The sequence below is a fragment of the Nocardia sp. NPDC051832 genome, assembly GCF_040681285.1.
Lineage (GTDB): Bacteria > Actinomycetota > Actinomycetes > Mycobacteriales > Mycobacteriaceae > Nocardia.
In genome coordinates, this window is record NZ_JBFAYL010000005.1 from 270,401 (window position 1) to 292,550 (window position 22,150).

The 22,150-nt window shown below is 67.2% G+C and carries 22 protein-coding genes; 9 read left to right on the forward strand and 13 right to left on the reverse strand.

All coding sequences use genetic code 11. The features are described 5' to 3' along the window. The first annotated feature begins 100 nt into the window (after nt 1–100). Both AB0M14_RS30855 and AB0M14_RS30860 read left to right on the forward strand, forming a co-directional pair. Nucleotides 101–724: a hypothetical protein gene (locus AB0M14_RS30855; RefSeq protein ID WP_365001178.1), complete on the forward strand. Its 624-nt coding sequence runs from the start codon at nt 101–103 to the stop codon at nt 722–724. Between the two features lie 83 nt (nt 725–807). Continuing rightward, nucleotides 808–1,935, forward strand: coding sequence for an SMI1/KNR4 family protein (locus tag AB0M14_RS30860; protein ID WP_365001180.1), 1,128 nt, complete (start codon nt 808–810; stop codon nt 1,933–1,935). Here AB0M14_RS30860 and AB0M14_RS30865 read toward each other — a convergent pair. From AB0M14_RS30865 to sigJ, 5 genes are all read right to left on the reverse strand, one after another. Further along, nucleotides 1,932–3,044: a hypothetical protein gene (locus AB0M14_RS30865; protein WP_365001182.1), complete on the reverse strand. Its 1,113-nt coding sequence runs from the start codon at nt 3,042–3,044 to the stop codon at nt 1,932–1,934. The genes AB0M14_RS30860 and AB0M14_RS30865 overlap by 4 nt on opposite strands. Nucleotides 3,045–3,228: 184 nt before the next feature. Beyond that, complete coding sequence (locus tag AB0M14_RS30870; RefSeq protein ID WP_365001185.1) at nt 3,229–3,375, reverse strand: hypothetical protein; 147 nt, start codon at nt 3,373–3,375, stop codon at nt 3,229–3,231. A gap of 87 nt (nt 3,376–3,462) precedes the next feature. Continuing rightward, a complete protein-coding gene (locus tag AB0M14_RS30875) occupies nt 3,463–3,747 on the reverse strand; it encodes a hypothetical protein (RefSeq protein WP_365001188.1) in 285 nt (94 codons plus the stop codon). 221 nt (nt 3,748–3,968) lie between these two features. Further along, the gene (locus AB0M14_RS30880; protein WP_365001191.1) at nt 3,969–5,156 is read right to left on the reverse strand and encodes an FAD-dependent oxidoreductase; all 1,188 of its coding nucleotides are present in this window, start codon (nt 5,154–5,156) and stop codon (nt 3,969–3,971) included. 81 nt (nt 5,157–5,237) lie between these two features. Continuing rightward, nucleotides 5,238–6,179: an RNA polymerase sigma factor SigJ gene (gene sigJ / locus AB0M14_RS30885; protein ID WP_365001194.1), complete on the reverse strand. Its 942-nt coding sequence runs from the start codon at nt 6,177–6,179 to the stop codon at nt 5,238–5,240. 225 nt (nt 6,180–6,404) lie between these two features. Between sigJ and AB0M14_RS30890 the strand changes: the two genes are divergently transcribed. Both AB0M14_RS30890 and AB0M14_RS30895 read left to right on the forward strand, forming a co-directional pair. Then, a complete protein-coding gene (locus tag AB0M14_RS30890) occupies nt 6,405–6,587 on the forward strand; it encodes a hypothetical protein (RefSeq protein WP_365001197.1) in 183 nt (60 codons plus the stop codon). 69 nt (nt 6,588–6,656) lie between these two features. Continuing rightward, nucleotides 6,657–7,508, forward strand: a complete 852-nt coding sequence (locus AB0M14_RS30895) for a hypothetical protein (RefSeq protein WP_365001200.1) — start codon at nt 6,657–6,659, stop codon at nt 7,506–7,508. Between the two features lie 3 nt (nt 7,509–7,511). On the opposite strand, the gene AB0M14_RS30900 is transcribed toward AB0M14_RS30895, so the two are convergent. From AB0M14_RS30900 to AB0M14_RS30910, 3 genes are all read right to left on the reverse strand, one after another. Next, nucleotides 7,512–9,272 (reverse strand): alpha/beta hydrolase, encoded by a 1,761-nt coding sequence (locus AB0M14_RS30900; protein ID WP_365001202.1) that lies wholly within the window; start codon nt 9,270–9,272, stop codon nt 7,512–7,514. Between the two features lie 82 nt (nt 9,273–9,354). Then, on the reverse strand, nt 9,355–10,176 hold the full coding sequence (locus tag AB0M14_RS30905; RefSeq protein WP_365001204.1) for a hypothetical protein: 822 nt from the start codon (nt 10,174–10,176) through the stop codon (nt 9,355–9,357). Between the two features lie 140 nt (nt 10,177–10,316). Continuing rightward, a complete protein-coding gene (locus AB0M14_RS30910) occupies nt 10,317–10,652 on the reverse strand; it encodes an Lsr2 family protein (protein ID WP_365001207.1) in 336 nt (111 codons plus the stop codon). A gap of 126 nt (nt 10,653–10,778) precedes the next feature. Between AB0M14_RS30910 and AB0M14_RS30915 the strand changes: the two genes are divergently transcribed. Next, nucleotides 10,779–11,135 (forward strand): DUF488 family protein, encoded by a 357-nt coding sequence (locus AB0M14_RS30915; RefSeq protein WP_365001210.1) that lies wholly within the window; start codon nt 10,779–10,781, stop codon nt 11,133–11,135. Between the two features lie 16 nt (nt 11,136–11,151). Here the strand turns inward: AB0M14_RS30915 and AB0M14_RS30920 are convergent, their stop codons facing one another. From AB0M14_RS30920 to AB0M14_RS30930, 3 genes are read right to left on the reverse strand one after another with little or no spacing between them, the layout of a single operon-like run. Further along, a complete protein-coding gene (locus AB0M14_RS30920; RefSeq protein WP_365001213.1) occupies nt 11,152–12,759 on the reverse strand; it encodes an NAD(P)/FAD-dependent oxidoreductase in 1,608 nt (535 codons plus the stop codon). Further along, nucleotides 12,756–13,376, reverse strand: a complete 621-nt coding sequence (locus AB0M14_RS30925) for an SRPBCC family protein (protein WP_365001216.1) — start codon at nt 13,374–13,376, stop codon at nt 12,756–12,758. Before AB0M14_RS30925 ends, AB0M14_RS30920 begins: the two co-directional genes overlap by 4 nt. Next, on the reverse strand, nt 13,373–14,431 hold the full coding sequence (locus tag AB0M14_RS30930; protein ID WP_365001219.1) for an alpha/beta hydrolase: 1,059 nt from the start codon (nt 14,429–14,431) through the stop codon (nt 13,373–13,375). Before AB0M14_RS30930 ends, AB0M14_RS30925 begins: the two co-directional genes overlap by 4 nt. A 163-nt stretch (nt 14,432–14,594) precedes the next feature. Here AB0M14_RS30930 and AB0M14_RS30935 point away from each other — a divergent pair, with 163 nt between their 5' ends. Genes AB0M14_RS30935 through AB0M14_RS30945 form a run of 3 tightly spaced genes read left to right on the forward strand, consistent with a single transcriptional unit; the run spans nt 14,595 to nt 17,871 of the window. Beyond that, on the forward strand, nt 14,595–15,455 hold the full coding sequence (locus AB0M14_RS30935; protein ID WP_365002024.1) for an SDR family NAD(P)-dependent oxidoreductase: 861 nt from the start codon (nt 14,595–14,597) through the stop codon (nt 15,453–15,455). Next, nucleotides 15,452–16,330 (forward strand): SDR family NAD(P)-dependent oxidoreductase, encoded by an 879-nt coding sequence (locus AB0M14_RS30940; RefSeq protein ID WP_365001222.1) that lies wholly within the window; start codon nt 15,452–15,454, stop codon nt 16,328–16,330. Before AB0M14_RS30935 ends, AB0M14_RS30940 begins: the two co-directional genes overlap by 4 nt. Further along, complete coding sequence (locus AB0M14_RS30945; RefSeq protein ID WP_365001225.1) at nt 16,327–17,871, forward strand: NAD(P)/FAD-dependent oxidoreductase; 1,545 nt, start codon at nt 16,327–16,329, stop codon at nt 17,869–17,871. Before AB0M14_RS30940 ends, AB0M14_RS30945 begins: the two co-directional genes overlap by 4 nt. Before the next feature lie 68 nt (nt 17,872–17,939). On the opposite strand, the gene AB0M14_RS30950 is transcribed toward AB0M14_RS30945, so the two are convergent. Next, on the reverse strand, nt 17,940–19,517 hold the full coding sequence (locus tag AB0M14_RS30950; RefSeq protein WP_365001227.1) for an NAD(P)/FAD-dependent oxidoreductase: 1,578 nt from the start codon (nt 19,515–19,517) through the stop codon (nt 17,940–17,942). 33 nt (nt 19,518–19,550) lie between these two features. Beyond that, nucleotides 19,551–20,348 (reverse strand): hypothetical protein, encoded by a 798-nt coding sequence (locus tag AB0M14_RS30955; RefSeq protein WP_365001229.1) that lies wholly within the window; start codon nt 20,346–20,348, stop codon nt 19,551–19,553. 168 nt (nt 20,349–20,516) lie between these two features. Between AB0M14_RS30955 and AB0M14_RS30960 the strand changes: the two genes are divergently transcribed. Then, entirely contained in the window at nt 20,517–22,112 is a 1,596-nt protein-coding gene (locus AB0M14_RS30960; protein ID WP_365001232.1) for an NAD(P)/FAD-dependent oxidoreductase, read from the forward strand. The last annotated feature ends 38 nt before the right edge of the window (nt 22,113–22,150 follow it).

The window sequence follows — 22,150 nt, forward strand, 5'->3', positions numbered from 1 at the left end:
GATACCTGGAGCGCCGGCGCCGCCGAAGCCCGATAAAGGAGCGGGCGAATGGAACTCGCAGCCCTGGTACGCCACATTCGAGGATTGGGGATTCGGCGAAGTGGCGGCGATAGCGGCCGCGGCCGCCGATGTCCGGGGGTGGACGCACGCAGCCGCACACCTGCGGCACTATCTCCGCAACTCCGGGGACACGCTGACTGTCAATGCGGATTCGGTCTTGCACGACGTACCGGAGGTCAACGCCGAAGCGAATCGGAGGGCCGCTGGTGAGATCAGAAGGATCGCGCTGGCAGCGGTCGCGGCCGAGGACTATGACAATCCGACCACGTTCCAGTCGAAGTGGGGAGAAGGCATCAGCATCGCGCAAGACGCATACCCTGACTGGTTTCTCGCGATGGGGTCGATTCGCCTGGCGACCAGTGGCTCGGTAACCACGCGGGAGGGCGCGGGCGGAGCCGCGCCGAGCGTGATCGCCGAGTATCGGATCCACATTTACGACCGATACAACTGGGACTCGGGTAAGACCACTCAGATCGCCGGCCGCACCGTCACCGACAAGCAGTTGGGTGAGCTGCATACGGCAGGGCTCGCGCGGGAGTACGACATCGAGGGAACCAGCGACGTTCGCCGATACTCGGGACAGATTCCCGCCGGGGGGAACCTGCCGGGGTCGGGCGACAGCCGAGACGGGGAACGGACTGATCCGACCAGAACGCTCCCATAGCTATCACGGGGCCTTCCCGGCAACCTGGTTCGCCTACGCTGAATCGCGGATTCTGACAACCAACCGCGAGCAAAGGACGGCAAGTGGGTGTGCAGGGGCGGGCGGTTTGGGAGGCGCTGATCGGTGATCTCGTGGCCCAGAAGCGCAGGCTGGTGTCGTTCCGGAGTTACGAGTCGGACACGATGCCGAATCCTGGTGCGACGGAGGAACAGTTGTGTGCGGCGGAATCGAGGTTGGGGCGGCCGCTCGATCCGCAGTATCGAGAGCTGCTGTCGGTGGCCGATGGGTGGGATCACTTCTGGATCAGCTACAGCCTGTTGGGTACTGCCGATATCTGCTCGGGTCCGCGCTGGGAGGCGGGGCTGATGCAGGCGGGGATCTGGTTCGAGGAGAACGATTGGGTCGACGAGATCGGCGCTCCGAACGATCCGGCGAGTTTTCAGCTGGTTGTCGAGAACGACAACGGTTACAGCGGCAACGTATTTCTGTTCGTCGGGGCGGCGCCGGAGCTGCCGGCGGGGGCGGCGGTCCCGCTGCCCCCGGAGATGGCGCATCCGGATCTGTACACCTACTTCCGTGCCGAGCTGGCCGGCGCGACCGCGGAGGCCGATCAGCTTGCGCTGGGCGAGTACTCGGAGCCGTGGCGGGGCCGCAATATTCGCGAGGATCCGCCGTCGATGGCCGAGATCGTCGCGAAGATCGCGGAGCTGATCCGTCTCGGGAATCCCGGCGGGCCCGCACCGCTGCGCGGCGGTGCGACAGCGTCGGAACTGGACGCGCTCGATCGTGAGTTGCCGGGCGGGCTGGATCCCGAGCATCGGGAGCTGCTGTGGGTGTCGGACGGGCTGTCGACGCCGCACTGGGGTCTCGGCGAGGTGCTGTCGGTGCGGGACCTCCGAGACGGTGTGCGCTGGCGAGAAGAGTTGGCGCGCAGGCAGATCGACGAAGACCACCGGCGGGCTCTCGGGGTGGCGGAGGCAGCGCCGTTGGGCGAACGGGTCGGACACCTCCCAGCAGTCCCGTTCGCGGTGTCGCCCAGCACTTTCTACGGCGTCGACTCGGCCGACGGTTGCGTCCGGGATCTGCTCCACGACGGGGACTACTACGCGAAGTACGGCACCCGGCCGTTGCTGGGCCGGACTGTCCGTGAGCACCTGCTGAAGGGCTGCTGGGACTTGTGGTGGCCGACCCGGCACCGGTTGTCGGGCTAGCGGCTGAACGCCAGGAAGGTGACGTTCTGTTTGCTGCCGAGGTCTCGTTCTGCGGCAGTGGCTTTCACGCCCATCTGCGGGGTGGTTCCGATTTGCGGGCCCTGTTTGTCGCGGCGGTCGGTCTGGTAGTCGACGAAGACGAGGCCGTCGGGTGTGCGGCGGGCGAAGTTCCAGTGGCCCGCTGAGACGACGAGGACGGCGAAGACGCAACCGTCGTAGGTCGGTTGCAGCATGGCCTGTGCCGCCTCGGCGAACGATAGTTGGGGTGATTGCGGGCCCTGGGCGGTGACGCCGAACTGCTGTGCCGCGCTCTTGATGCCTTCGGCCGCTTTGGCGTTCACGGCCGCGGTCTTGGAGAGGTCGGCCATGCTGTCGCCGCCCTGGAGGTTGCGGCCGAAGCTCACGAACGATTCCGGATGCTGGTAGACCGTGGCGTAGTCGCGGCCCGCGAGGCCCTTCTTCGCCGGTTCGGCCAGTTGCGGGGCCGGGTGGATTTTGCGGACGACGTCGGCGGTGGTTACGAAATCGCCGGTGACGGCGGTGATTACGGCGGCCGTGGTGCACAGGCCGCAGTTGATGTCGGCGGGGACGGCCGGTCTCGGCTTGTTGTAGTACCACTTGTCGGCGACCAGGTTGCATTCCTCGGTGCTCGCGTCGTTCAAGAGCATGGCGTGGGTCATCTTGTGGTGCATGATCTGGTCGCGGATCGCCACGACGGCCGCCGCGTCGGTGGTCGTGGCGAATTCCCGCAGGTAGGCGTCCGCGGTGAGGAGTACTGCGTCGGCGTGCTGGAAGCTGGGGTCGGAGGTCATGGCGCGGTCCGCTCGGTGCACGGCCGCCAGCAGTACCCGGCCGGTCTCGGCGTGCGCGTCGTCGCGGACCCGGGTTACGGCGGCGTTCCGCTCTTCAGCCGGGTGCCGGGTGAGTTGCTGGTCGGCCCGGCCCCGGACTTGGCGGAGTATCGGGACCAATCCCGGGTCGTCCGGATCGGCTTTGCTGGAGACCACGTAGAGGTCCAGCGCCGTCAACAGTTCTTGGTATTCCGTATTCGATGTCCCGATATTTCCGACACCGGTAACGTCCAGGTTCGCTCTCGTCCATTTGAGCATGCGCCGGCCCACCTCGAATCACCATGGCCGCGAGCGAGTTCTCCGGCCAAGTCGGCTCGCCGCGCGCCGTGCGGCATCGCCTCGTTCCAGTGTGGCACGCTGAAAATGGTTGGGCCGGAACAACTGTCGAGATTACCGCGTTATCGGGGAACCGACCGGTAGCGATGCGATCAGGGGTCGGCGATTAGCCTGGGCGGGCGTCCAGGAACGTGGTGAAGGTGAGGATCGTGAAGACGATTCCGAGAAAGATCAATTCGCCCCGGCTGGCTCGCGCGCCATTCTCGGGCTCGTCGATGTCCGTGCCGCAGGCCGTTTCGGGCTGAATGTTCACCGCATAACGGTAGGACTTCCGCGCTCCCGGTCAGCGGTATAACGAATAGCGAGTCGGTGAATTGTAGATGTCAGTCGGTATACAGCCTCAGGCCACCATGTTCATGATGCTGCCCGCGCTGGTGGCGACCGCGCCGCCGGTGACCGCGCCCGCGATCATCTTCGGGGACTGCAGGTTGCCGCCGTTCCATTTCTCCCAGGCGAAGCGGCCGCCGCCGTAGGTGATGGCGGTGATCCCGGAGAGTTGGACCAGCCAGGTGAAGTACTTGCCGAGATGCATGAGCTTGTCCGCCAGTGGCGGAGCTTCCGGGGCGGGGTTGCCGACGACCTGGGTGAGAACGGTGTCCTGTAGCGCGCAGAGAATCTGACTCACTGTCATGCTCCTTATGGATGCCGAAGTGACGAATGACGCCGAGAGCTATCCCGCGACGGCAGGCTGGTGGCAGCGCTGCGCCTCCGGCTAAGTGTGCGACCAGGAGCTGCGGAAGTCGCTGCCCGTCCGAGGGCACCCCCTGGGCAGCGTGTGAACCGGCACTGGCTGGGGGCATCCCGTGTTTCGGCTGGGGCGGGCCGGTGCCGGTTCCGGATTCGCGCTCAAATGGTGACGGCTGGGGCGTCCGCGCCGGTCGTGATGACCCGGCGACGACGGCTCGGCATCAGGAGCGTCGGGTGTTGCACCGACCAGGCCGTGCCCGCGCAGATCAGCTCCTTCACCCGGGCGGCCATACGGCCCACGCCGACCTTCGAGGTCGGCTGATCCTCTTTGGTCACCTTCTGCACGATGGCGTCGCGGCGGCCGAGGCTGATGCACTGGGTGCTGTAGCCGATCGGAGCGTCGGGGACCGGACGTCCGGTCAGCCGGGCGGCGATGGCGTCGGCGCCCAGCCAGGCCATCGGGGAGGCGGTGGCGCAGCCCATGCGCAAGGTCTTGCCGCTTACTCCCGCGGCGTGCGCGGCATCGCCGATGGCGTACACGTCCGGGTGCGAGACCGAGCGCTGGGTGGCGTCGACGACGATCCGGCCAGTCTCGGAGACGGTGAGCGTGCTGGCGGCCGCGATCGGGTGCACCGCGAATCCTGCTGTCCAGACGGTTGTTTGCGCGGGGATCTGCGCCCCCGACCGGGTGGCCACACCGGCCTCGGTGACCTCGACGACGTCGGCGTGCTCGTGGACGGTGATGCCGAAGCGTTCGAAGACGTCGCCCAGGTGGCGCTGGGCCTTCTCGTCGAGCCAGTCGCCGACACCGCCGCGCGCGGCCACGGCGACCCGCAGATCCGGGCGCGCCTCGGCGATCTCGGTGGCGATCTCGATGCTGGTCAGGCCGCCGCCCACGATCAGCACGGTCGCACAGGCCGACAGCTGGTTCAGGCGTTTCCGCAGCCGCAGCGCGGCCTGCTTGCTCGCCACGTGGTGGGCGTGCTCGACGACGCCGGGGACGCCGAAATCGGCGACGGTGCTGCCCAGGGCGTAGACCAGGGTGTCGTAAGCGATCGTCTCGGCGCCCTGCTCGCCGACCACGTCGACGGTCTTGCGGTCCGCGTCGACCGCGCCGACGCGGGCGATGCGCAGCTGAACGCCGGTGCCCGCGAAGATCTTTCGCAGTGGGCGGGCGGGCAGGTCCGGCCCGGCGGCGAGCTGGTGCAGGCGGACCCGCTCGACGAAGTCGGGATCGGCGTTGATCAGGGTGATCTCGACGTCGTCACGGTGCAGTCGCTTGGCCAGGCGGCCGGCGGTGATGGCTCCGGCGTACCCGGCTCCGAGGACGACGATGCGGTGCTTCATGGTGTTGCTCCTGTCTCGGTGGGTTCGGTACTTGAACCGGACAGGCGCACGAATGCTGACAGGAGTTGACTGTGATGTGGGTCACCATAGTTCGGGCAGGGGCGCTCCCGGTGCGTAACCGGCCCAGCGGCGATTGGCGTAGGCCAGCTTGTAGGGGTTGACGTGGGCGTGCACAGCGGCGATGCCGTCGGCGGTCGGCTCCAGCACCACGACGCCGACGATGCGGTCCGCGGCCGCCAGCACCAGTGCGGGCCTGCCGTTGACGATCGCGGCGAACGGCGTGGGTTTGCCGCCGAGCTTGTCCCACTTCGCGCCCGCGGGTTTGATGGCGAGCCGCACGAACATCGCGATGCGCTCCGCGCCGACGAGCGGCCTGCTCAGGGTGGGGAAGAAGGCGCCGCCGTCACCGATGATGGCGGCGTCGTCGGTGAGCAAGCGGACCAGCTCGTCGGTCCGGCCGCTGACGGCCGCGGCCAGGAATTCCGTCACGATCCGGCGGGCGGCGGCCTCGTCCACCTCGATGCGCGCCCGCTCCACGGCCAAGTGCTGTTTGGCGCGGCGATAGACCTGCTGGCAATGGGATTCGGTGATGTCGAGCAGGTCGGCTATCTCGTGGTGCGGGTAGCCGAAGGCTTCGCGCAGCACGTACACGACGCGTTCCTTGGCCGTCAGCCGCTCCATGAGGGTGAGCATGGCGATCGACACCGATTCCCGTTGCTCGACGGTGTCGGCGGGGCCCAGCATCGGGTCGCCGGCGAGTACCGGCTCCGGAAGCCATTGCCCCACATAAGTTTCCCGCCGTGCGCGGGCCGAGGTGAGCTGATTGAGGCAGAGATTGGTGAGCACCTTGGTCAGCCACGCCTCGGGCGTCTCCACGTACTCGCGGTCGGCGGCCTGCCAGCGCAGATAGGTCTCCTGCACCAAGTCCTCGGCGTCGCCGGCCGAGCCCAGCAAGCGGTAGGCGATCGCCTCCAGGCGGCCCCTGGAGCTTTCGAACAGATCGGCCTCGCACGTGAGCAGCATGTCAGCCAGTTTCGGCCATCCGCACCGGCCGCGTCCAGCGGCCGCTGTTTGATCGCGCCCAGGAACTGCACCAGGGCGGCAGGTTTGGTCACGTAGGCGTAAGCCGAATCGTCCGTGTGTCAATGCTGATGAGTTGCTGATCTGGATCCAATGGTCGGATATCCTGCCTGAAATCCGATTAAACAGGCAGGTTTCAAACTCTTCGGCATGGGTATGGGGTTTGCTATGACCACATGGCGCACAGCTACCGAGGATCTGTTGCGTGATCTCGTCGGCCGCTACGGATCAGTGGAGTCGATGTTCGTGGCCTTGGACTCGCTGCGCGCCGATCCCGAGGCGACCACCGCGGAACTCTGCGCCCTTCCGAGCTGTCCGGCGCAGTCGGGCCGGCACCACCGCGTGGACTGACCTGGCACGGCACCGAGCGAAAGCGTTGCGTGCCAGAAGCTGTCGGAGCCACCCGTTACCGTGACGCGGGTGCCGATTACGCCCCAGCACCTCGACGGCATCGTCGAGGACATCCCCGCGCTCACCGCATATCGCCGTACTGCCACCCGGCTGCATCCCCGGCGTGGCGCACCGGGCGTACACGACAGTTCCGTCGGCGGCCCACTGCTGTGGCCGGCCGACGAGCCTTGGCCGGTGTGCACCGACGACCATCAATCCTGGTTCGACCTCGAGCGGCCGGACTCGGACGCGGTCAGCGATCCCGTGCCGATGATTCCGGTGGCGCAGCTGCATCGCCGCGACATTCCGGACTACCTCGGTCCGGAGGGCAGTGACCTCATCCAATTCCTCTGGTGCCCCATCGATCACGACCCGCTGTGGGCGCCTGCGGTGACCGTCCGCTGGCGCCGGTCGGCCGACGTCACCGGCCCCCTGCTCACGCCACCGGACCCGCCGGAGATCGCCAGCGAGTACTACCTCCCAGCCCCCTGCCTCGTGTCGCCGGAACAGATCACCGAGTACGAGTACCACGCCCTGCTTCCGGCGGACCTCGCCGCCCGCGTCGCCGCATGGGAGGAGCGCACCGGCAGACGCTACAGCTGGGGCCGGTCGATCACGACCGGCTGGAAAGTCGGCGGCTACGCCTCGTGGTCGCTGACCGACCCGCAGCCGATGAACTGCGAGAGCTGCGGCTCGTCGATGACATTGCTGCTCAAGGCCCACCACTGCGAGTGGGACGGCGAGGAACTGTGGCACCCGGCGGGCGCGGACACCCAGGACGAGCGGGACCCCACCGGCATCGTCATCGGGCGGGGGTACGCGCTGTGGATGTGGGTGTGCGACGCGGACTTCGAGCACCCGGTGGGGTTGTCCATGCAGTGACCGCTACTTGTGCGCGATCTCCCAGTCCGCGTCCTCGTCGAGGGCCTGGCGGATCCGGGATTCGAGGTCCGGGTTCCAGTTGTCCGGCTGTGCGACCGCGGTCCAGCCGTCGAGCACCAGGGTGCCGTAGCGGTGGCCGTGCCCGGACGGCACCTTCTGCGCGTGCGCCAGGTCGGCGCTGACCTGCCAGAAGGTGACCACCGGCCACCAGCGAATGGATTTCGAGACGTCGGCGCCGTGCGGTTCTTTCAGCCAATCCGGTTCTTCGAACAGCAGATCCGGCGACCACCAGACGATGGGGTCCGAGGCGTGCTGCAGGTAGGCGATGCGGGGATCGACCCATGGTCCGTTCGGGCGGTGCAAGTTTGCCGCGTCTGCGGCGAAGCGGACGATGAGACCGTCGGCATAGATCGGCAGAATCTCGGGGGTGCCGGGATCGCGGCGCGCGGTGAGCTGACCCCAGAGGCGATTGGAATTGGGCGGACCCACCCACAGCACGCCGTCGACCAGCGTGCGGATGTCGTCGAGGCCGGTGAAGGCGGCCTCGGAGCCCTGCGAGCCCAGGCTCTCGCCGTAGACCAGCAGTTTGGGCCGTGTTTCCGGCGGTAGTTGCGCCCAGCGTTCGTGCACCGCGTGCACGAGCAGGCGGCCGGCGTCGGCGGCCTTGGATTTGTCCGACAGGAAAGACAGCACGCTGGGCAGATAGGAGTACTGCGTGGCGGCGATGGCGGAATCCCCGCCGTAGAGGTATTCGATGGATTCGGCGGTGGTGGAGTCCACCCAGCCGGTGCCGGTGGTGGTGACCAGCACCAGCACCTTGCGTTCGAAGGCGCGGGTGCGGTCGAGTTCCTGCACCACGAGATCGGCGACGGCCTCCGGGTTTTCGGCGGATTCGAGTCCGGCGTAGACGCGGATCGGTTCGCGGGCGGGCGCCCCCGTCACCTGCGCGATGCGTTCGGCGGACGGGACGAACGAGACGAACCAGCGCCCCTCCGAGCCCAGGGTGTCCCAGGGCGCCAGGGACTGCGGGCTGTCCGAACGCTCCGGTTGCACAGGTTGCACCGCGGCCGGGGAGGTATTGCTGTTGCGCACACTGAACGCCGAATTCGCCACGGAGAAGAAGGCTTTCGCCAGCACACCCTGGAACAGCAGCACGCCCAGCACCGCCACCACCAGGAATCCGGCGGGCAGCGCGATGGCCCGCGGAATCCGCCAATCGATATTCAGCACCCGGACGATGCTCCGAATCAGCCAGCGCACCACGCGAAACACGCCGACGACGAGAGCGACGGTCGCGGCGGCCAGCAATTCGGTCCGCAAATAGCTGGAGGTATTGGTCGGCTCCATCCCCATGAGTGTTTCCAGATCCCGTTGCCAGCGCGCCGAACGCGCCAGAATGGCGGCCGCGCCGACCGCCGCGGCGAGCACGATCACCAGTTTGGTGAGCTGGCGCGCCCGATCCGAGAATTGCAGGAAGAACCTGGCCCGAGCCCGTATCCGGACGGGGAGCCGAGGCCACGCCCACTTGCGAAACGCCCACTCCAGCACACAGCCCACCCCGTAGCCGATGACCGCGCTGATACCGCTGACCAGGCCCTGGAAGATCCAGGTACGCGGCAGCAACGACGGCGAGACCGACCAGGCGAAGAAGATCGCGCCGATCACCACCCCGGTGTAGTTCGGCCGAATCGCGTGTTCAGCGGCGCGAAGCAGGTTCAGCGCCCGCTCGGGCAGCGACTGGCTCGGCTGTGGCTCGGTCGTCATGGCCCGAGTCTTCCCGCCCCGGGGCGATGTTCGGGCAAACGACACGCAACCGGTGTTCAGTCGCGGATCGCGCATGGTGCGGTTATCGGCACCCGCCGAAGTCCGCGCGCATCTTGTTCTGAACGGTGAGCGCTCCCGCGCTGAGCGCGTCGTCGAAGACCGTGGGGGGAGAGTAGTCGCAGCCGCCGACGTGGACGACGCCTTCGTTGCGTTTGCCGTCGGTGTAGTAGAAGCGCCACTTCCAGGTCAATCGCAACGGGTGGTCGGTGATCGGGCGCAATTTCCGGACAGTGTCCGCCAGTTGGCTGTAGGCGAGGTCGGTGTCGAAGACCGACACCTCCTTGTTCTGCACCGTCAACTCGACGATGTGGTCGTGTTCGATGACGACGAAGGTGGCGGCCAAAGGGATTTCGGACAGCTGACGGCGCAGCTGTTCTTCCCGTTCGGCGGAGAGCGGCAGGCCGATGTTCCAGGATTCCTGGTCACTCACCGCGAGCGTGACCTCGGCGGCGGTGGTCGCACCGATCATTGCCCGGACCGCGGCGAGCGGCTCCGCCGTGCCGTTCGAATCCCCGATCGAGATCCGCGGTGTCGGGCGGATCTCCCAGTGGATCCGCCCGTCGGGCACGGACGCGGTGTGCCGGCGGACCTTTCGGACCACGTCGAGAAAGGAATCGACCTCGAGGTCCTTGGTCGCGCTCACCCCGGCCCGGGCGCCGACGGTGACGTCGAAATAGCGTTCCCGCAATCCCGCGAACCTGCCCATGCGCTCGTCGATCCGGGTGACGACGTCACGCACTTCCGATTCGGCCGCCTCGGGCACGCGCACGGAGAGTCGGAAGTAGCTGTCCCCGGCAAAGAAATCGTCGGCCACCGACACCTGGATGCCCTGCACGCCCGGCATCGCCGCGATTTCCCGCTCGAGTTTCTCGGCTTCGGCGCGGTAGTCGGTCTGCAGCGCGGCGCAGGCGGTGAGGGCCAGGACGGCGATGCCGCACAGCGCGGCGCCGAGAACTCTTCGCAGTGTGCGAATATCGCCGCTCGTTACTGGTTGGCCGCGTCGTAGGCGCTGACGAGTTCGCTCGAGATGCGGCCGCGGCTGGAGACGTCGTGACCCTGTTCGCGGGCCCACGCGCGGATGGCCGCGGTCTGTTCCCGGTCGACAGCCGGCTTCACGCCGTTGCTCTTGCCGCGCGGCGCGCGACCGACCTTGCGGGCGTGCGGGGTCCACTGTTCGAAGACGCCGCGCAGCTGGCCGGCGTTGAGCACCGACAGGTCCATCTCGTAGGTGACACCGTCGACCGCGAACGTCACGGTCTCCTCGGCGGCGGACTTACCGTCGAAGTCGTCGATCAGTGTCACAACGACCTTGCGCGCCATGCTGTTTCCCTCCGGAGTTTGCAGAATGTGAAGAACTAGACGTTAGTACCGGCGGCCAGGGGCGGCAAACCAGGTACCGGCTCACTGTATGGTGACCGCGCTCCAGCCACTCGACCAGGAGGAACTGTGCCGACCGGATTCCGATGCAAGCGCGCCTACGACGAGCCCGAGGACGCCGACGGCTACCGGGTTCTCGTGGATCGACTGTGGCCGCGCGGGGTGAGCAAGGACGTCGCCCGGATCGACGAGTGGGCCAAGGACGTGACACCGTCCAACGAGTTGCGGACCTGGTTTCACCATGACGCCACGGCCGATTTCGCCGAATTCACCCGGCGATACGAGGCCGAGCTGACCGGAGACGCGCAGCAGGAGGGGTTACGCACACTGCGGGCCGAGGGCGAGCGGCAGCGGGTGACGTTGGTGACCGCGGCGAAGGAGCCGGAACACAGTCACGTGGCGGTGCTGCTGAAGCACCTCCGCTGACCGCGTCCGGCGGCGGTCAGGCGTCAGTGTCGAGCTCGGGAACTAGCGACCCGACCATTATGCGCTCGCGGAGCACCGCGCCGGTGCGCTGGTAGCCGTACCGATAGTCGTCGCGGTCGAAACGGACAGCCTTCCGGTAGGTCTTCAGCAGCGACCACGGGCGGATGTAGGGCGACTTGCCCTGCGAGTTGATGAAATAGCTGTTGGAGCCTTCGCATCGGGTTTCCAAGTAGTAGGCCAGGTTTCGGCCGCTGCGCAGCATCTCCTGGTGGAAGCGTTCCTGCGCGTCCGCGCGGACCTCCACGGTGGTCGCGCCGCGGCGGCGGGTCTCGTCGATGACGGCGGCGATGTGGCGCATGGCGTTCTCGACGAAGTAGTGGAAGGCGGTGCCGGTCCAGGAGTACGGCCCGACCATGATGAAGCGGTTGGGGACACCCGCGACGGAGGTGCTGTAGTACGCCTTGAGTTCCTCGGTGTTGTAGAAGACGCCCAGGTCGAAGCCCTCGCGGCCGATCACGGTGCCGGGTTTGTAGCTTTCCGGATCGGAGAACACCTGGTAGCCGGTCGCCAGCACCAGCGCGTCGATCTTGCGCTCGGCGCCGGCGTTGTCGCGGATGCCGTCCGGGGTGATCTCGGCGATTCCGGTGGTGATCAGCTCGACGTTCTCGCGGTTGAGGGTCGGCAGATACTGGCCGCCCAGGCCGCCGCGGATGCAGACGATGCCGAAGCCGGGAGCGAGTTGCTCGCGAATCGTTCTGTCCCGCACTTTGATTCGCAGCCAGCCCGCGTAGAGCCGCCGGCCCGCGAAGTCGACCACGCGGGCGCCGGCGCGCCACAGCGGGTGCGGGGTGAAGACCGCGACGCGCAGCAGCGAGTCCACCACGATCTGGGCGGCCGCGTTGGCGGCGGCGGACCCGCCCGGCAGCGCCAGCAGACGCTGCATCCAGGGTCGCAGGACGAAGTCCGGTTTGGGCAGGTACACCTGCGGGGTGCGCTGGTAGAGGTCGAGCCGGTCGACCTGCGCCGCGAGCTTCGGCGCGATCTGCATGGTGCTGGCGCCGACGCCGATGACGGCGACGCGTTTGCCGCGGAAGTCGTAGTCGTGATTCCAGTCGGCCGGATACATCGAGACCCCCGCGAAGCTGTCCACGCCGGGAATGTTCGGCTTGGACTTGGGATTGATGTACGCCCCGACCGCGCTGATGACGAACCGCGCGGTGATCACCTCGCCGGAGTCGGCGTGCAGTCGCCACAGCTGCTCGGCGTCGTCCCATTCCTCGCGAACGATGGTGGTGCCGAACCGCATTCGGCGCGGCAGGTCGTAGGTCGCGGCGACCTCTTCGAGGTAGGCGAGGATCTCGTCGCGCTTGGGAAAGAGCCGCTCCCAGTCGGGTTTGCGCGCGAAGGAGAACTGGTAGGTGGTGACGGGGATGTCACAGCCCGCGTCGGGGTAGTGGTGGGTCAGCCAGGTTCCGCCCAGGCCGGCGATCCGGTCGACGATGAGGAAGTCGTCGACGCCGATCTCCTGGAGCTTGACGCCGGCGCAGATGCCGCCGATGCCCGCGCCGATGACGACGACTTCGTAGTGCGGCGACTCCGCTGTCGCTGCGTCGCGTGCGGTCACTTGACACCGTCCTGTTCGAGTGCGGCACGCGTGTTGGCCGCGGTCTTGGAGTTCCGCGAGATCGAGGGGGTCTCGGCGGCGAGCTGCCTTGCGCGCCTGTCGATTCCGCGGTTCAAGCCGACATATCGATAGGCCAGGCGCCACGCCGTGGGGAACCAGGTAGCGAATCGGAGCGGGAATCTCGGGGTGACCGCGATGGTCCAGACCACCCGCGTGCCGCCCGCGGCGGTATCGGTGAAGGACATGTTCTCCGCGTACTGGCGCACCAGCAGGTACTGCATCCAGTTTCCGCTGATCACCCCGAAGGTGATGCGTTCGCCGGGCTGGTGCCGCCAGAACCGTTCCCGTTCGACCCACAGCACGCGCCACGGCCCGGCGACCGATCCCATCTCGCGCACCACCCCGGCACCGCGCTCGGGAGAGTGGTAGCGCACGCCGCAGCCGGGAAAGGGCAGCCAGCTCCACGCGTCCGTACCGTCGAGGACCGCCCAGACCGCACTGCGTGGCGCGGTGAAGGTGTGCTCGACGTCGATGACCAGTCGCGCGGTGTCGAATACGGTGTCGTCGACCGGTCCGGCCGCCGGATGCTGCGTGTGCAGGAACGAGGTGAGGCTCATGGTTTTCTCCCAATCGGGTCCGTGGCATCGGACCGAAGAATGTCGCGGATGAATCGGCCGACGTCCGCGATGGCGGCGCGTGCCTCGGGCAGGACATCCGCACCCGCCTGGAACACATGAATGGCGTTGTCCCAGATCTGCAGGGTGAGTGGCACCCCGGCGGCGGCACACCGCGCCGCGAGCGCCTCGGCATCGGCGAGCAGGACCTCGGTATTGCTGACCTGGATCAGCGTCGGCGGCATCCCGGTGAAGTCGTGATGCACCGGCGACCACAGCGGATCGATCCGGCCGTCCCGGGCGAACCCGACCCGCGCGGGTACCGAGAGTGCGTGGGCGGAGAGCACGGCGTCGCGAATGTTGTTGGGGTGTGCGGCACGTGCCGTGGAGTCGAAGTCGGCGAAGGGTGCGAGCGCGGCGATGCCCGCGGGCATCGGCAGACCACGGTCGCGAGCGGCGAGCGCCGCGGCGAAGGCCAGCCCGCCGCCCGCCGAATCGCCCGCGCAGACGATGCGGCGGAATCCGCGGTCCAGCAGATATCGGTACGCGGTTACCGCGTCGTCGATGCTGTCCAGCAGGTGACCGCGGGGGAGTTGCCGGTAACCGGTATTCAGTAGCGCGACGCCGCCGGCGCGGGCGATCCGCGCGGCCAGCCTGCGGTGACTGATCAGCCCGCCCGCGGTGAACGCGCCGCCGTGGAAATACAGGATCGCGCCGTGGTCGACAGCGTCTGGTCCGGGGCCGTCGCGATGCCAAAGCCATTCGGCCGGAAACTCTTCGAAGGTGACCGATCGCCGTCGCGTGCCGCGCGGCGGGACCAGCGGCGTGGCAAGCAGTTCCGCGTAGTTGGCCAGCCGGAATGCTGGGTTCCCTTGTAGCGCACCATGTTCGGCGAGGGTGAAGAACTGATCGACGACCGGGCGCGCCACGGCTCGCAGCGCGGCATAGGCGATTCGCATGCGCAGGCTTGCCCGGCCCATCAATTCGACGCGGATCTCTGCTTGCGGGCCGATTCCGTGCTGGCGCACTGGGTTTGCGTCGACGTAACTCTCGGCCATGCGACCTCCGTGTCGGACCGTAGCGGGCTGAAATAGCGCAGATTCCAGGATTGCACAGTTATTCGAATATCGCTAATATTTGAAATCTGAGCTCGAAGCATGCGACAAGGGAGTCGACGATGACCGATTCGTACAGGTCCGCCGCGCGTATCCGGGCGTGTCCGTGGGAGTGACGGTGGTGACCGGAGCCGGGAGCGGTATCGGACGAGCGACCGCACAGCGGTTCGCTCGCCGCGGATCCACGGTGATCGTGTCCGACATCAACGAGGCGACCGGCAAGGAAACGGTCGAGTTGATCCTCGCCGCGGGCGGAAAGGCGGTGTTCCGCAAGCTCGATGTCGCCGACGCCGAGGAATGGGAGCATTTCGCGGACTGGGTGTGCGCCGAGTTCGGCGTGCCCGACCTGCTGGTCAACAACGCGGGCATCCTGATCGGCGGCGGATTCCTGGAGCAGTCCGGGGACGACTGGCGGCGAATGATCCAGATCAACATGATGAGCCCGATGATCGGCGCACGGGCTTTCGTGCACCGGATGACCGAGGCCGGCACGCGCGGTCACATCGTGAACATCGCTTCAGCGGGCGCGTTTCTGCCGACCGCGGTCGCGCCGTCGTATGTCACGGCGAAGGCCGGGGTCTGGCTGGGAACCCAGGCTTTGCGCGCCGAGTTCGGCGGGCAGGGGATCGGGGTCAGCGCCATCTGCCCGGGACTGATCCGAACCAACTTGGCGGCCAACGGGTCTCGCGGGGGAGTGGACGCCTCCGACAGCGCCGGCTGGGCACAGCGACTGGGCGCGGGTCAGCAGTTCTTCTCGCCGCGCTCGCCCGAGCGTGTCGCCGCGGCGATCGAACGGGCGGTGCGCTGGAACCTGTCGACCGTGCCGGTCGGCGCCGAAGCGTGGCTGGCCTGGTACGGCTACCGGCTCTCGCCCAGCCTGATCCGCGGGTTGAGCGGCCTGGTGCGGATGCCGTTGGCGGACAGAGCGATCGAACTCTCCAGCCGGATCCTCGGCGGTGCGCGATGAAGACCGCGGTCATCACCGGCGCGGCCGCGGGCATCGGCCGCGAAACCGCGAAGCTGTTCGCCCGCAAGGGCTATCGGGTTGTCCTCGCCGACATCGACGAGGCCGGCGCGGCAGCCTTGGCGCGGGAGATCGAGTCCGGGGGCGGCCACGCCGTCGCGCACCTGCTCGACGTGCGCAGCGAGCAGCAGTGGGAGACCTTCGGCAGCTGGGTCCGCGCGGAGTTCGGTTGGGCCGACGTGCTGGTCAACAATGCCGGGGTCATGGATCTGGGCGGCTTCGTGGAAACCACGGTGGCCCAATGGCAGCGGATGGTCGACATCGACCTCATGAGCGTCGTCTACGGTTCGCGCGTGTTCGCCCGGTTGATGATCGAGGCCGGAGTGCGCGGCCATATCGTCAACCTCGCCTCGGCCGCGGCGTTCCTGCCCTCGAAACTCGATCCCGCCTACGGCGTCGCCAAATCGGCGGTGCTCATGGCGACGCAATCGCTGCGCATCGAATTGCGGCAGCACCACATCGGCGTCACCGCCGTCTGTCCGGGCGTCATCCAGACCAACCTGCTGGCGCACGGCGAACGGCACGGCCTGAGCGCCGCCGAGCAGGAGAAGTGGCGTGCGCAGGCCGGTGGATTGCAGGCGAATCTGGCCTACGCCGGCCCGGACAAGGTCGCGCGGGCCATCGAGCGATCGGTCCGGCACAACTGGGCGGTGGTTCCGGTCAATCCGGAAGCCTGGGCGATCTACGGCCTGATCCGGCTCTCGCCGACTCTGGCTCGGGTGATCCCCTCGATCCTGTCCTTCGAGCGGGCCGAACAGCTGCTCGAACTCGGTAAACCGCTGCTGAACCAGCTCGCGAAGGGAAGGTCCGCCCAGTGAACGCGCACCTGGATCACGAAGTCCTCATCGTCGGCGCCGGTTTCGGCGGCATCGGCGCGGCCGTGCAACTGCGCAAGGCGGGTATCGAGGACTTCCTGATCATCGACAAGAACGACGGCATCGGCGGCACCTGGTGGGCCAATACCTATCCCGGTGTGGCCGTGGACATTCCGTCGATCTACTACAGTTTCTCCTACGAACCGCCCAAGCAGTGGTCCCGGATGTTCGCGCCCGGCGCGGAGGTTCAGCGCTACGCCGAGCAGGTGGTCGATTCTTTCGGACTGCGTTCCCGGATACAGCTGGGTACCGGGGTCGTCGCGGGTGTATGGGACGAGCGGCAGCACGTGTGGCGGGTCGAGCTGGCCGACGGCCGCACCCTGGTGGCCCGCTACGTGATCGGCGCGATCGGCGCGCTCGAGGTCCCGTCGCTGCCCGACATCGCGGGCTTCGACGACTACACCGGCAAGATCGTGCACACCGCACGCTGGGATCACGGATTCGACTACGCGGGCAAGCGGATCGCGGTCATCGGCACCGGCGCGACCGCCCTGCAACTCATCCCGGAACTGGCCGATGTCGCCGCGAAGCTCACGGTGTTCCAGCGCACCCCGATCTGGGTCGCGCCCAAACCTGATTTCCCAATTCCGGACTCGGTCCGGACCGCGCTGCTGAACATCCCGGCACTGCGGCGCGGCGTCCGCGCCGCGGTCACCCTCGGTATCGATTTCGGCATCACCGGCATCGGCGTGTTCCACGAACGAATCCCGTTCCTGGCCAAGGCGCTCGAACACGGCGGCGCGGCCGGATACCGGACCTGGTTGCGCGGTAATCCGGAACTCGCCGAGCAGTTGACGCCGCGGTACGCGCCGGGATGCAAACGGCCGTCGGTTTCCAACCGGTACCTGAAGACGTTCACCCAGCCCGACGTCGACCTGGTGACCACGCCGATCGCGGAGATCACCGCGGGCGGCGTGCGGACCGAGGACGGCGTCGAGCACGAGATCGACGTGCTGGTCTGCGCGACCGGATTCAAGGTGATGGGTAAGGGCACCACCCCGGCGTTTCCGGTGCGCGGCGTCGGCGGCCTCGACCTCAACGAGTTCTGGGACGAGCACAGATTCCAGGCCTACCAAGGTGTTTCGGTACCGAAGTTCCCGAACTTCTTCATGATCACCGGTCCGTACGGCTTCGCGGCGGGCAGCTACATCGCGATGATCGAATGCACGAGCCGCCACGCCGCCCGGGCGATCGGGGAAGCCCGCCGCCGGGGGGCGACGCGCCTCGAGATCAAGCAGCAGGCCCACGACGAGTACTACGACAAGTACCGGCAGCGGTCGGAGAAGACGCTGTGGCTCTCCCCGGCCTGCGCAGGTTCCAACACCTATTACGTGAACTATCAAGGTGACGCGGCCGCGATACGGCCCAGCACGCACCTCGAAATGTGGTGGGGCAACAAGTATTTCCCGCTCGATCACTACCAGTACGCGCGCAACCTGTCGGTGGCCGACGCGCTTGCGGTCCCGGCGCTCACCATGACCTGAGTGACCGGCTGAAATAATCCGGACCGAAGCTCACAGGCTTCGGTCCGGATTCTTTGTGCGGCAGGGGCTTACGGTCGCACGCTGTCGCGCGCCTGCTCCGGCTGGTGCGCCGGGGCGGGGGCGGCGGCCTCGTAGCGATAGTCGTCGAGCGGGAACTTGCGGGTTCGGCGTCTCGCGGTGAAGAAGCTCTCCGGACGGACGTAGGTGCTGTCGCCCTGCGAGTTGCGGTAGTAGGTCGGTACGTGGCCGTTGAGTTCGCACAGGTAGTAGCGGACGCCCTCGGCCCGCTCGTAGATCTTCTGGTGGTACTCCGCCGCCACCTCCGGGCGGACCTCGCAGACATCGGCCCGGCGCGAACGGGTTTCGGTGATCGCGCGCACGGCGTGGTCGGCGGTGGTCTCGACGAAGGCGTGCCAGCTCGTGCCGCTCCAGGAGTAGGGGCCGACCAGGGTCCAGCGGTTCGGCAGACCGGCCACCGAGACGCTCTGATAGGCCTGGAGTCCCTGCTCCCGGTAGAACTCGGCCAGGTCGAAGCCGGCGCGGCCGACGATGGTTCCCGGCACATAGGTTTCGGGGTCGGAGAACACCTCGTACCCGGTGGCGAGGATGAGCACATCCAGTTTGTGCAGGACGCCGTCGCGGGTCCGCACGCCGGTCGGTGTGATCTTCTCGATCGGATCGGTGATCAGCGTGACGTTGTCCCGGTTGTACGCGGGCAGATACCCCGTCGACATCGTCGGGCGCTTGGCCAGCACGCCGAAGTCGGGACTGAGCTTCGCGGCGGTCTGCGGATCCTTGACGACTCGCCGGACGTAGCGCCGGTAGCCGGCGATCATCCAGGCGTCGAATTTGCCTGCCGCAGGCCGGAAGTAGCGGCCCGGGGTCTGGGAGACGAGCCGCAGCAGGAGATCGACCGCGACGAAAGCGGCGCCGTTGATCGTCGCCGAGACGCCGGGGACCGCCAAGCCCCGTTTCATGGCCTCGGGGACCACGAAATCCGGCTTCGGTACCGACCAGACCGGCGTGCGCTGGAAGACCGCGAGCGTGCCCACCTCGGGCGCGATCGCCGGCACGATCTGTACCGCGCTCGCGCCGGTCCCGATGATGCCGACCTTCTTCCCGGCCATCTCGTAGTCGTAGTCCCAGGAGGTCGGGCGCTGGATCTTCCCGCGGAAGGACTTGGCGCCCGCGATCCCCACATCCTCCTTCGGCCGCACGAACGCGCCGATCGCGCTGATCAGGAATCTGGCGGTGACCGTCGCGCCGTCGTCGAGATGCAGGGTCCAGAACCTGCCCGCGTCGTCCCAGATCTCGCGCCGCACATTCGAGTTGAAGCGGGTCTTCTCGTAGAGGCCGTACTCGCGCGCCACGTCGGAGTGGTACTGCTTGACCTCGGGACCATAGGCGAAGAAGCGAGTCCAGCGGGGATTGCGCGCGAAGGAGTACTGGTAGGTGGTGGACGGAACGTCCACGGCGATACCGGGATACCGGTTCTCGTGCCAGCTGCCGCCGACGTCGTCGGCGCGTTCCAGGATCACGATGTCGTCGATACCGCTCATCCGGAGCTTCGCCCCGGCGGCGATACCGCCGGGCCCCGCGCCGATCACGGCGACTTCGTACTGCGGCTTTCCGGTGTGTTCGGTCATAAGTTCGCTACTCCAATGGTGTTGGCGTTCAAGTCAGTTGGCGGGCTCGGGAGCTGAGCGACCGGCGCGATACTGCGCCCACTCGACGACCTCCCACGCGATGGCGCCGCCGACCCACACGACCGGGCTCAGGACGCCGGAGAACGCGCCGATCAGCCCGTTCTCGCCGTTGAGCGGACCGGACAGCGTGAAGACGCCGGTGATCGTGCAGAGATCGATCACGATCACCACCACGCACAATTTGTTGAACCAGTTGGGGAATAGTCCGGAGCGCCGCGAAATCAGCAGGGCGGCAAGGGCGAACGGGACCCAGACCGGCCCGAGGAGTGCGGCGGACACGCCTATGCAGACGTGCAGGGCATGGATGATCGAGTCCGGTGCGTTTCCGGACAGCAGCACCGCGCTTGCCAGCAGGCCCGCTTCGACGAAGAACAGGCCCAGGACCAGAACCTCGCTGAAGATGGCCGACCAGGTGTACACCCGGTTGCGACTGGTGTCCGCGGCCCACAGGGTTCCGATGAACGCGGCGGACCAGAACGCTCCGGCCAGGAACAGCAGCGCAAGCAGCACGGAGAGACCGCGCAGCGGCAGGTTGTACTTCTCGTAGAACTCGACGGTCCCGGCGATGTCGGATCCTTCGGGCAGGACGTAGACCAGGATCAGGATGGTCAGCACGACTATCGCCACGCAGACGGCGACGACGAGGGCGTACCACCGCCTGATGTTCGCGGGTTTGGTCAGGCCGAGCGCGAGTCGATCGACCCGGGATGGACGCACCGGCTGATCTGCCGAATGTCGGCCGGGCACAGGCCGATCGAAGATTTGCGACATTGCAGAACTCTCCTCTGGGAAGCGCTGGTCTTTGAAGATAACGTAAGAATACGGATTGATTGACTATTCGGATAGTAGTAATATTCGAATCTCTGGGTGGTGTGAGCGCCCGGCTCGAGACTCAGCGAACGAAAGTCAGGGACATTGGCGTCTAACACTGGAAAACGAGTGGTACCCGAGTTCGAAGCCGTGGTGATCGGAGCCGGCGTCGGCGGCATCGCCGCGGGCTGCCAGCTGCGGCGGGCGGGGATCGACGACTTCGTGATTCTCGAGCGGCGCGACGATTTCAGCGGCACCTGGATCGCCAACACCTACCCGGGGGTCGCGCTCGACGTGCCTTCGACGTCCTACGAATTCACCTTCGCGCCGAACCGATGGTCGCGGGTGTTCGCTCCGGGTGACGAGGTGCGCGAGTACTGCCAGCGGGTCGCGTGGGAGCACGGACTCTACGAGCGAGCCCGGTTCGGAGTGTCGGTCGAGCGCGAGGTCTGGGACGAGGACAACGGTTTCTGGACTTTGCATCTGGCGGGCGGGGCCACCCTGACCGCTCGGTACGTGCTGAACGCCACGGGCTTCTTCCTGGAACCTCGGTCCAATTCGGGCATTCCCGAGGTGGAGAAGTACGCGGGCAAGCTGATGCTGTCCGCAGGCTGGGACCATGACTACGACTACCGGGGCAAGCGCGTCGCGGTGATCGGCACCGGGGCCAGCGCGATGCAGATCGTTCCGTCGATCGCCGCGCAGGTGGCCCAGATCGATGTCTACCAGCGCACCGCGACGTGGTGTTTTCCGAAGCCGGACTTCGCTTTCGGGCGCATCGGCCGGCGCCTGCTGCGGTCCGATCGGTTCCACACCCTGGCCTATATGGCGAACTGGTACGTCTACCAGGCTGTGGTCGTGGCGGCCGAGCGCCTGCCCAAACGGGTCGCGTTGGGGCTGGTCCTCGGCTTCGAGCGGGTGTTGCGGGCCGCGTACCGGACTTACCTGCGCTTCCAGGTGAAGGATGCGGATGCGCGCCGGGCGCTGCTGCCGCGCCACGGGTTCATGGCCAACATGCCGACCTTCGGCCGGGGGTTCCTGCAAACCTTCAGCCGCGCGAACGGCACGCTGCTGACCACGCCGATCGAACGCTTTACCGAAGAAGGCATCCGCACCGTGGACGGCGCTCAGCGCGACTACGACATGATCGTGCTGGCCACCGGGTTCAACGTGGCCTCGGATCCCGAGGCGTTCCCGATCGGTGCGGTGCGCGGGCGCGACGGCTTCGATCTCGGAGAGTTCTACCGCGCCAACGGAATGCAGGCGTATGCGGGCGTGACGATCCCCAAGTTGCCCAACCGCTGGTTCCTCTACGGGCCGTACGGATGGAACGGGGTCACCTGGGTGAGCATGATGGAAAGCTCCGCGCTACATGTCGCACGGGTGATCAGCGCCGCTCGGGCGGACGGCGCACAGGTCGTCGAGGTGACGCAGGAAGCTCACGACGAGTGGCACCAGATGATGGCCACCAGTCCCTTCACGCTGGTGGCCCAGGAGTACCTGGTCGAGCACCAGCTCAAGCGGCACAACGTGCGGAGCTACTTCTTCAACGAGCGGGGTGAGACGCCGATTCTGCGTCCGTCCCAAGGGTTCCGGGACTCGCTGTGGAATCACAGCGAGCGGTTCGATCCCGCGCAGGACTACACCTTTCGCTCGATCGCGCCGAAGGTGGCGCGTACCAGGGCCGCCGCGCGGTCGGAGCGGGCCGCCGCGGTCGCGGAATAGATCTGCTCCGGTGGCCGAGAGCAGCAGACAGTCAACGG

Coding starts and splice junctions, on each gene's coding strand:
- AB0M14_RS30865 (WP_365001182.1), bottom strand. CDS start 3,044: ATGCTCAAATGGACGAGAGCGAACCTGGACGTTACCGGTGTCGGAAAT.
- AB0M14_RS30880 (WP_365001191.1), bottom strand. CDS start 5,156: ATGAAGCACCGCATCGTCGTCCTCGGAGCCGGGTACGCCGGAGCCATC.
- sigJ (WP_365001194.1), bottom strand. CDS start 6,179: ATGCTGCTCACGTGCGAGGCCGATCTGTTCGAAAGCTCCAGGGGCCGC.
- AB0M14_RS30890 (WP_365001197.1), top strand. CDS start 6,405: ATGACCACATGGCGCACAGCTACCGAGGATCTGTTGCGTGATCTCGTC.
- AB0M14_RS30900 (WP_365001202.1), bottom strand. CDS start 9,272: ATGACGACCGAGCCACAGCCGAGCCAGTCGCTGCCCGAGCGGGCGCTG.
- AB0M14_RS30905 (WP_365001204.1), bottom strand. CDS start 10,176: ATGCCGGGCGTGCAGGGCATCCAGGTGTCGGTGGCCGACGATTTCTTT.
- AB0M14_RS30910 (WP_365001207.1), bottom strand. CDS start 10,652: ATGGCGCGCAAGGTCGTTGTGACACTGATCGACGACTTCGACGGTAAG.
- AB0M14_RS30925 (WP_365001216.1), bottom strand. CDS start 13,376: ATGAGCCTCACCTCGTTCCTGCACACGCAGCATCCGGCGGCCGGACCG.
- AB0M14_RS30930 (WP_365001219.1), bottom strand. CDS start 14,431: ATGGCCGAGAGTTACGTCGACGCAAACCCAGTGCGCCAGCACGGAATC.
- AB0M14_RS30940 (WP_365001222.1), top strand. CDS start 15,452: ATGAAGACCGCGGTCATCACCGGCGCGGCCGCGGGCATCGGCCGCGAA.
- AB0M14_RS30950 (WP_365001227.1), bottom strand. CDS start 19,517: ATGACCGAACACACCGGAAAGCCGCAGTACGAAGTCGCCGTGATCGGC.
- AB0M14_RS30955 (WP_365001229.1), bottom strand. CDS start 20,348: ATGTCGCAAATCTTCGATCGGCCTGTGCCCGGCCGACATTCGGCAGAT.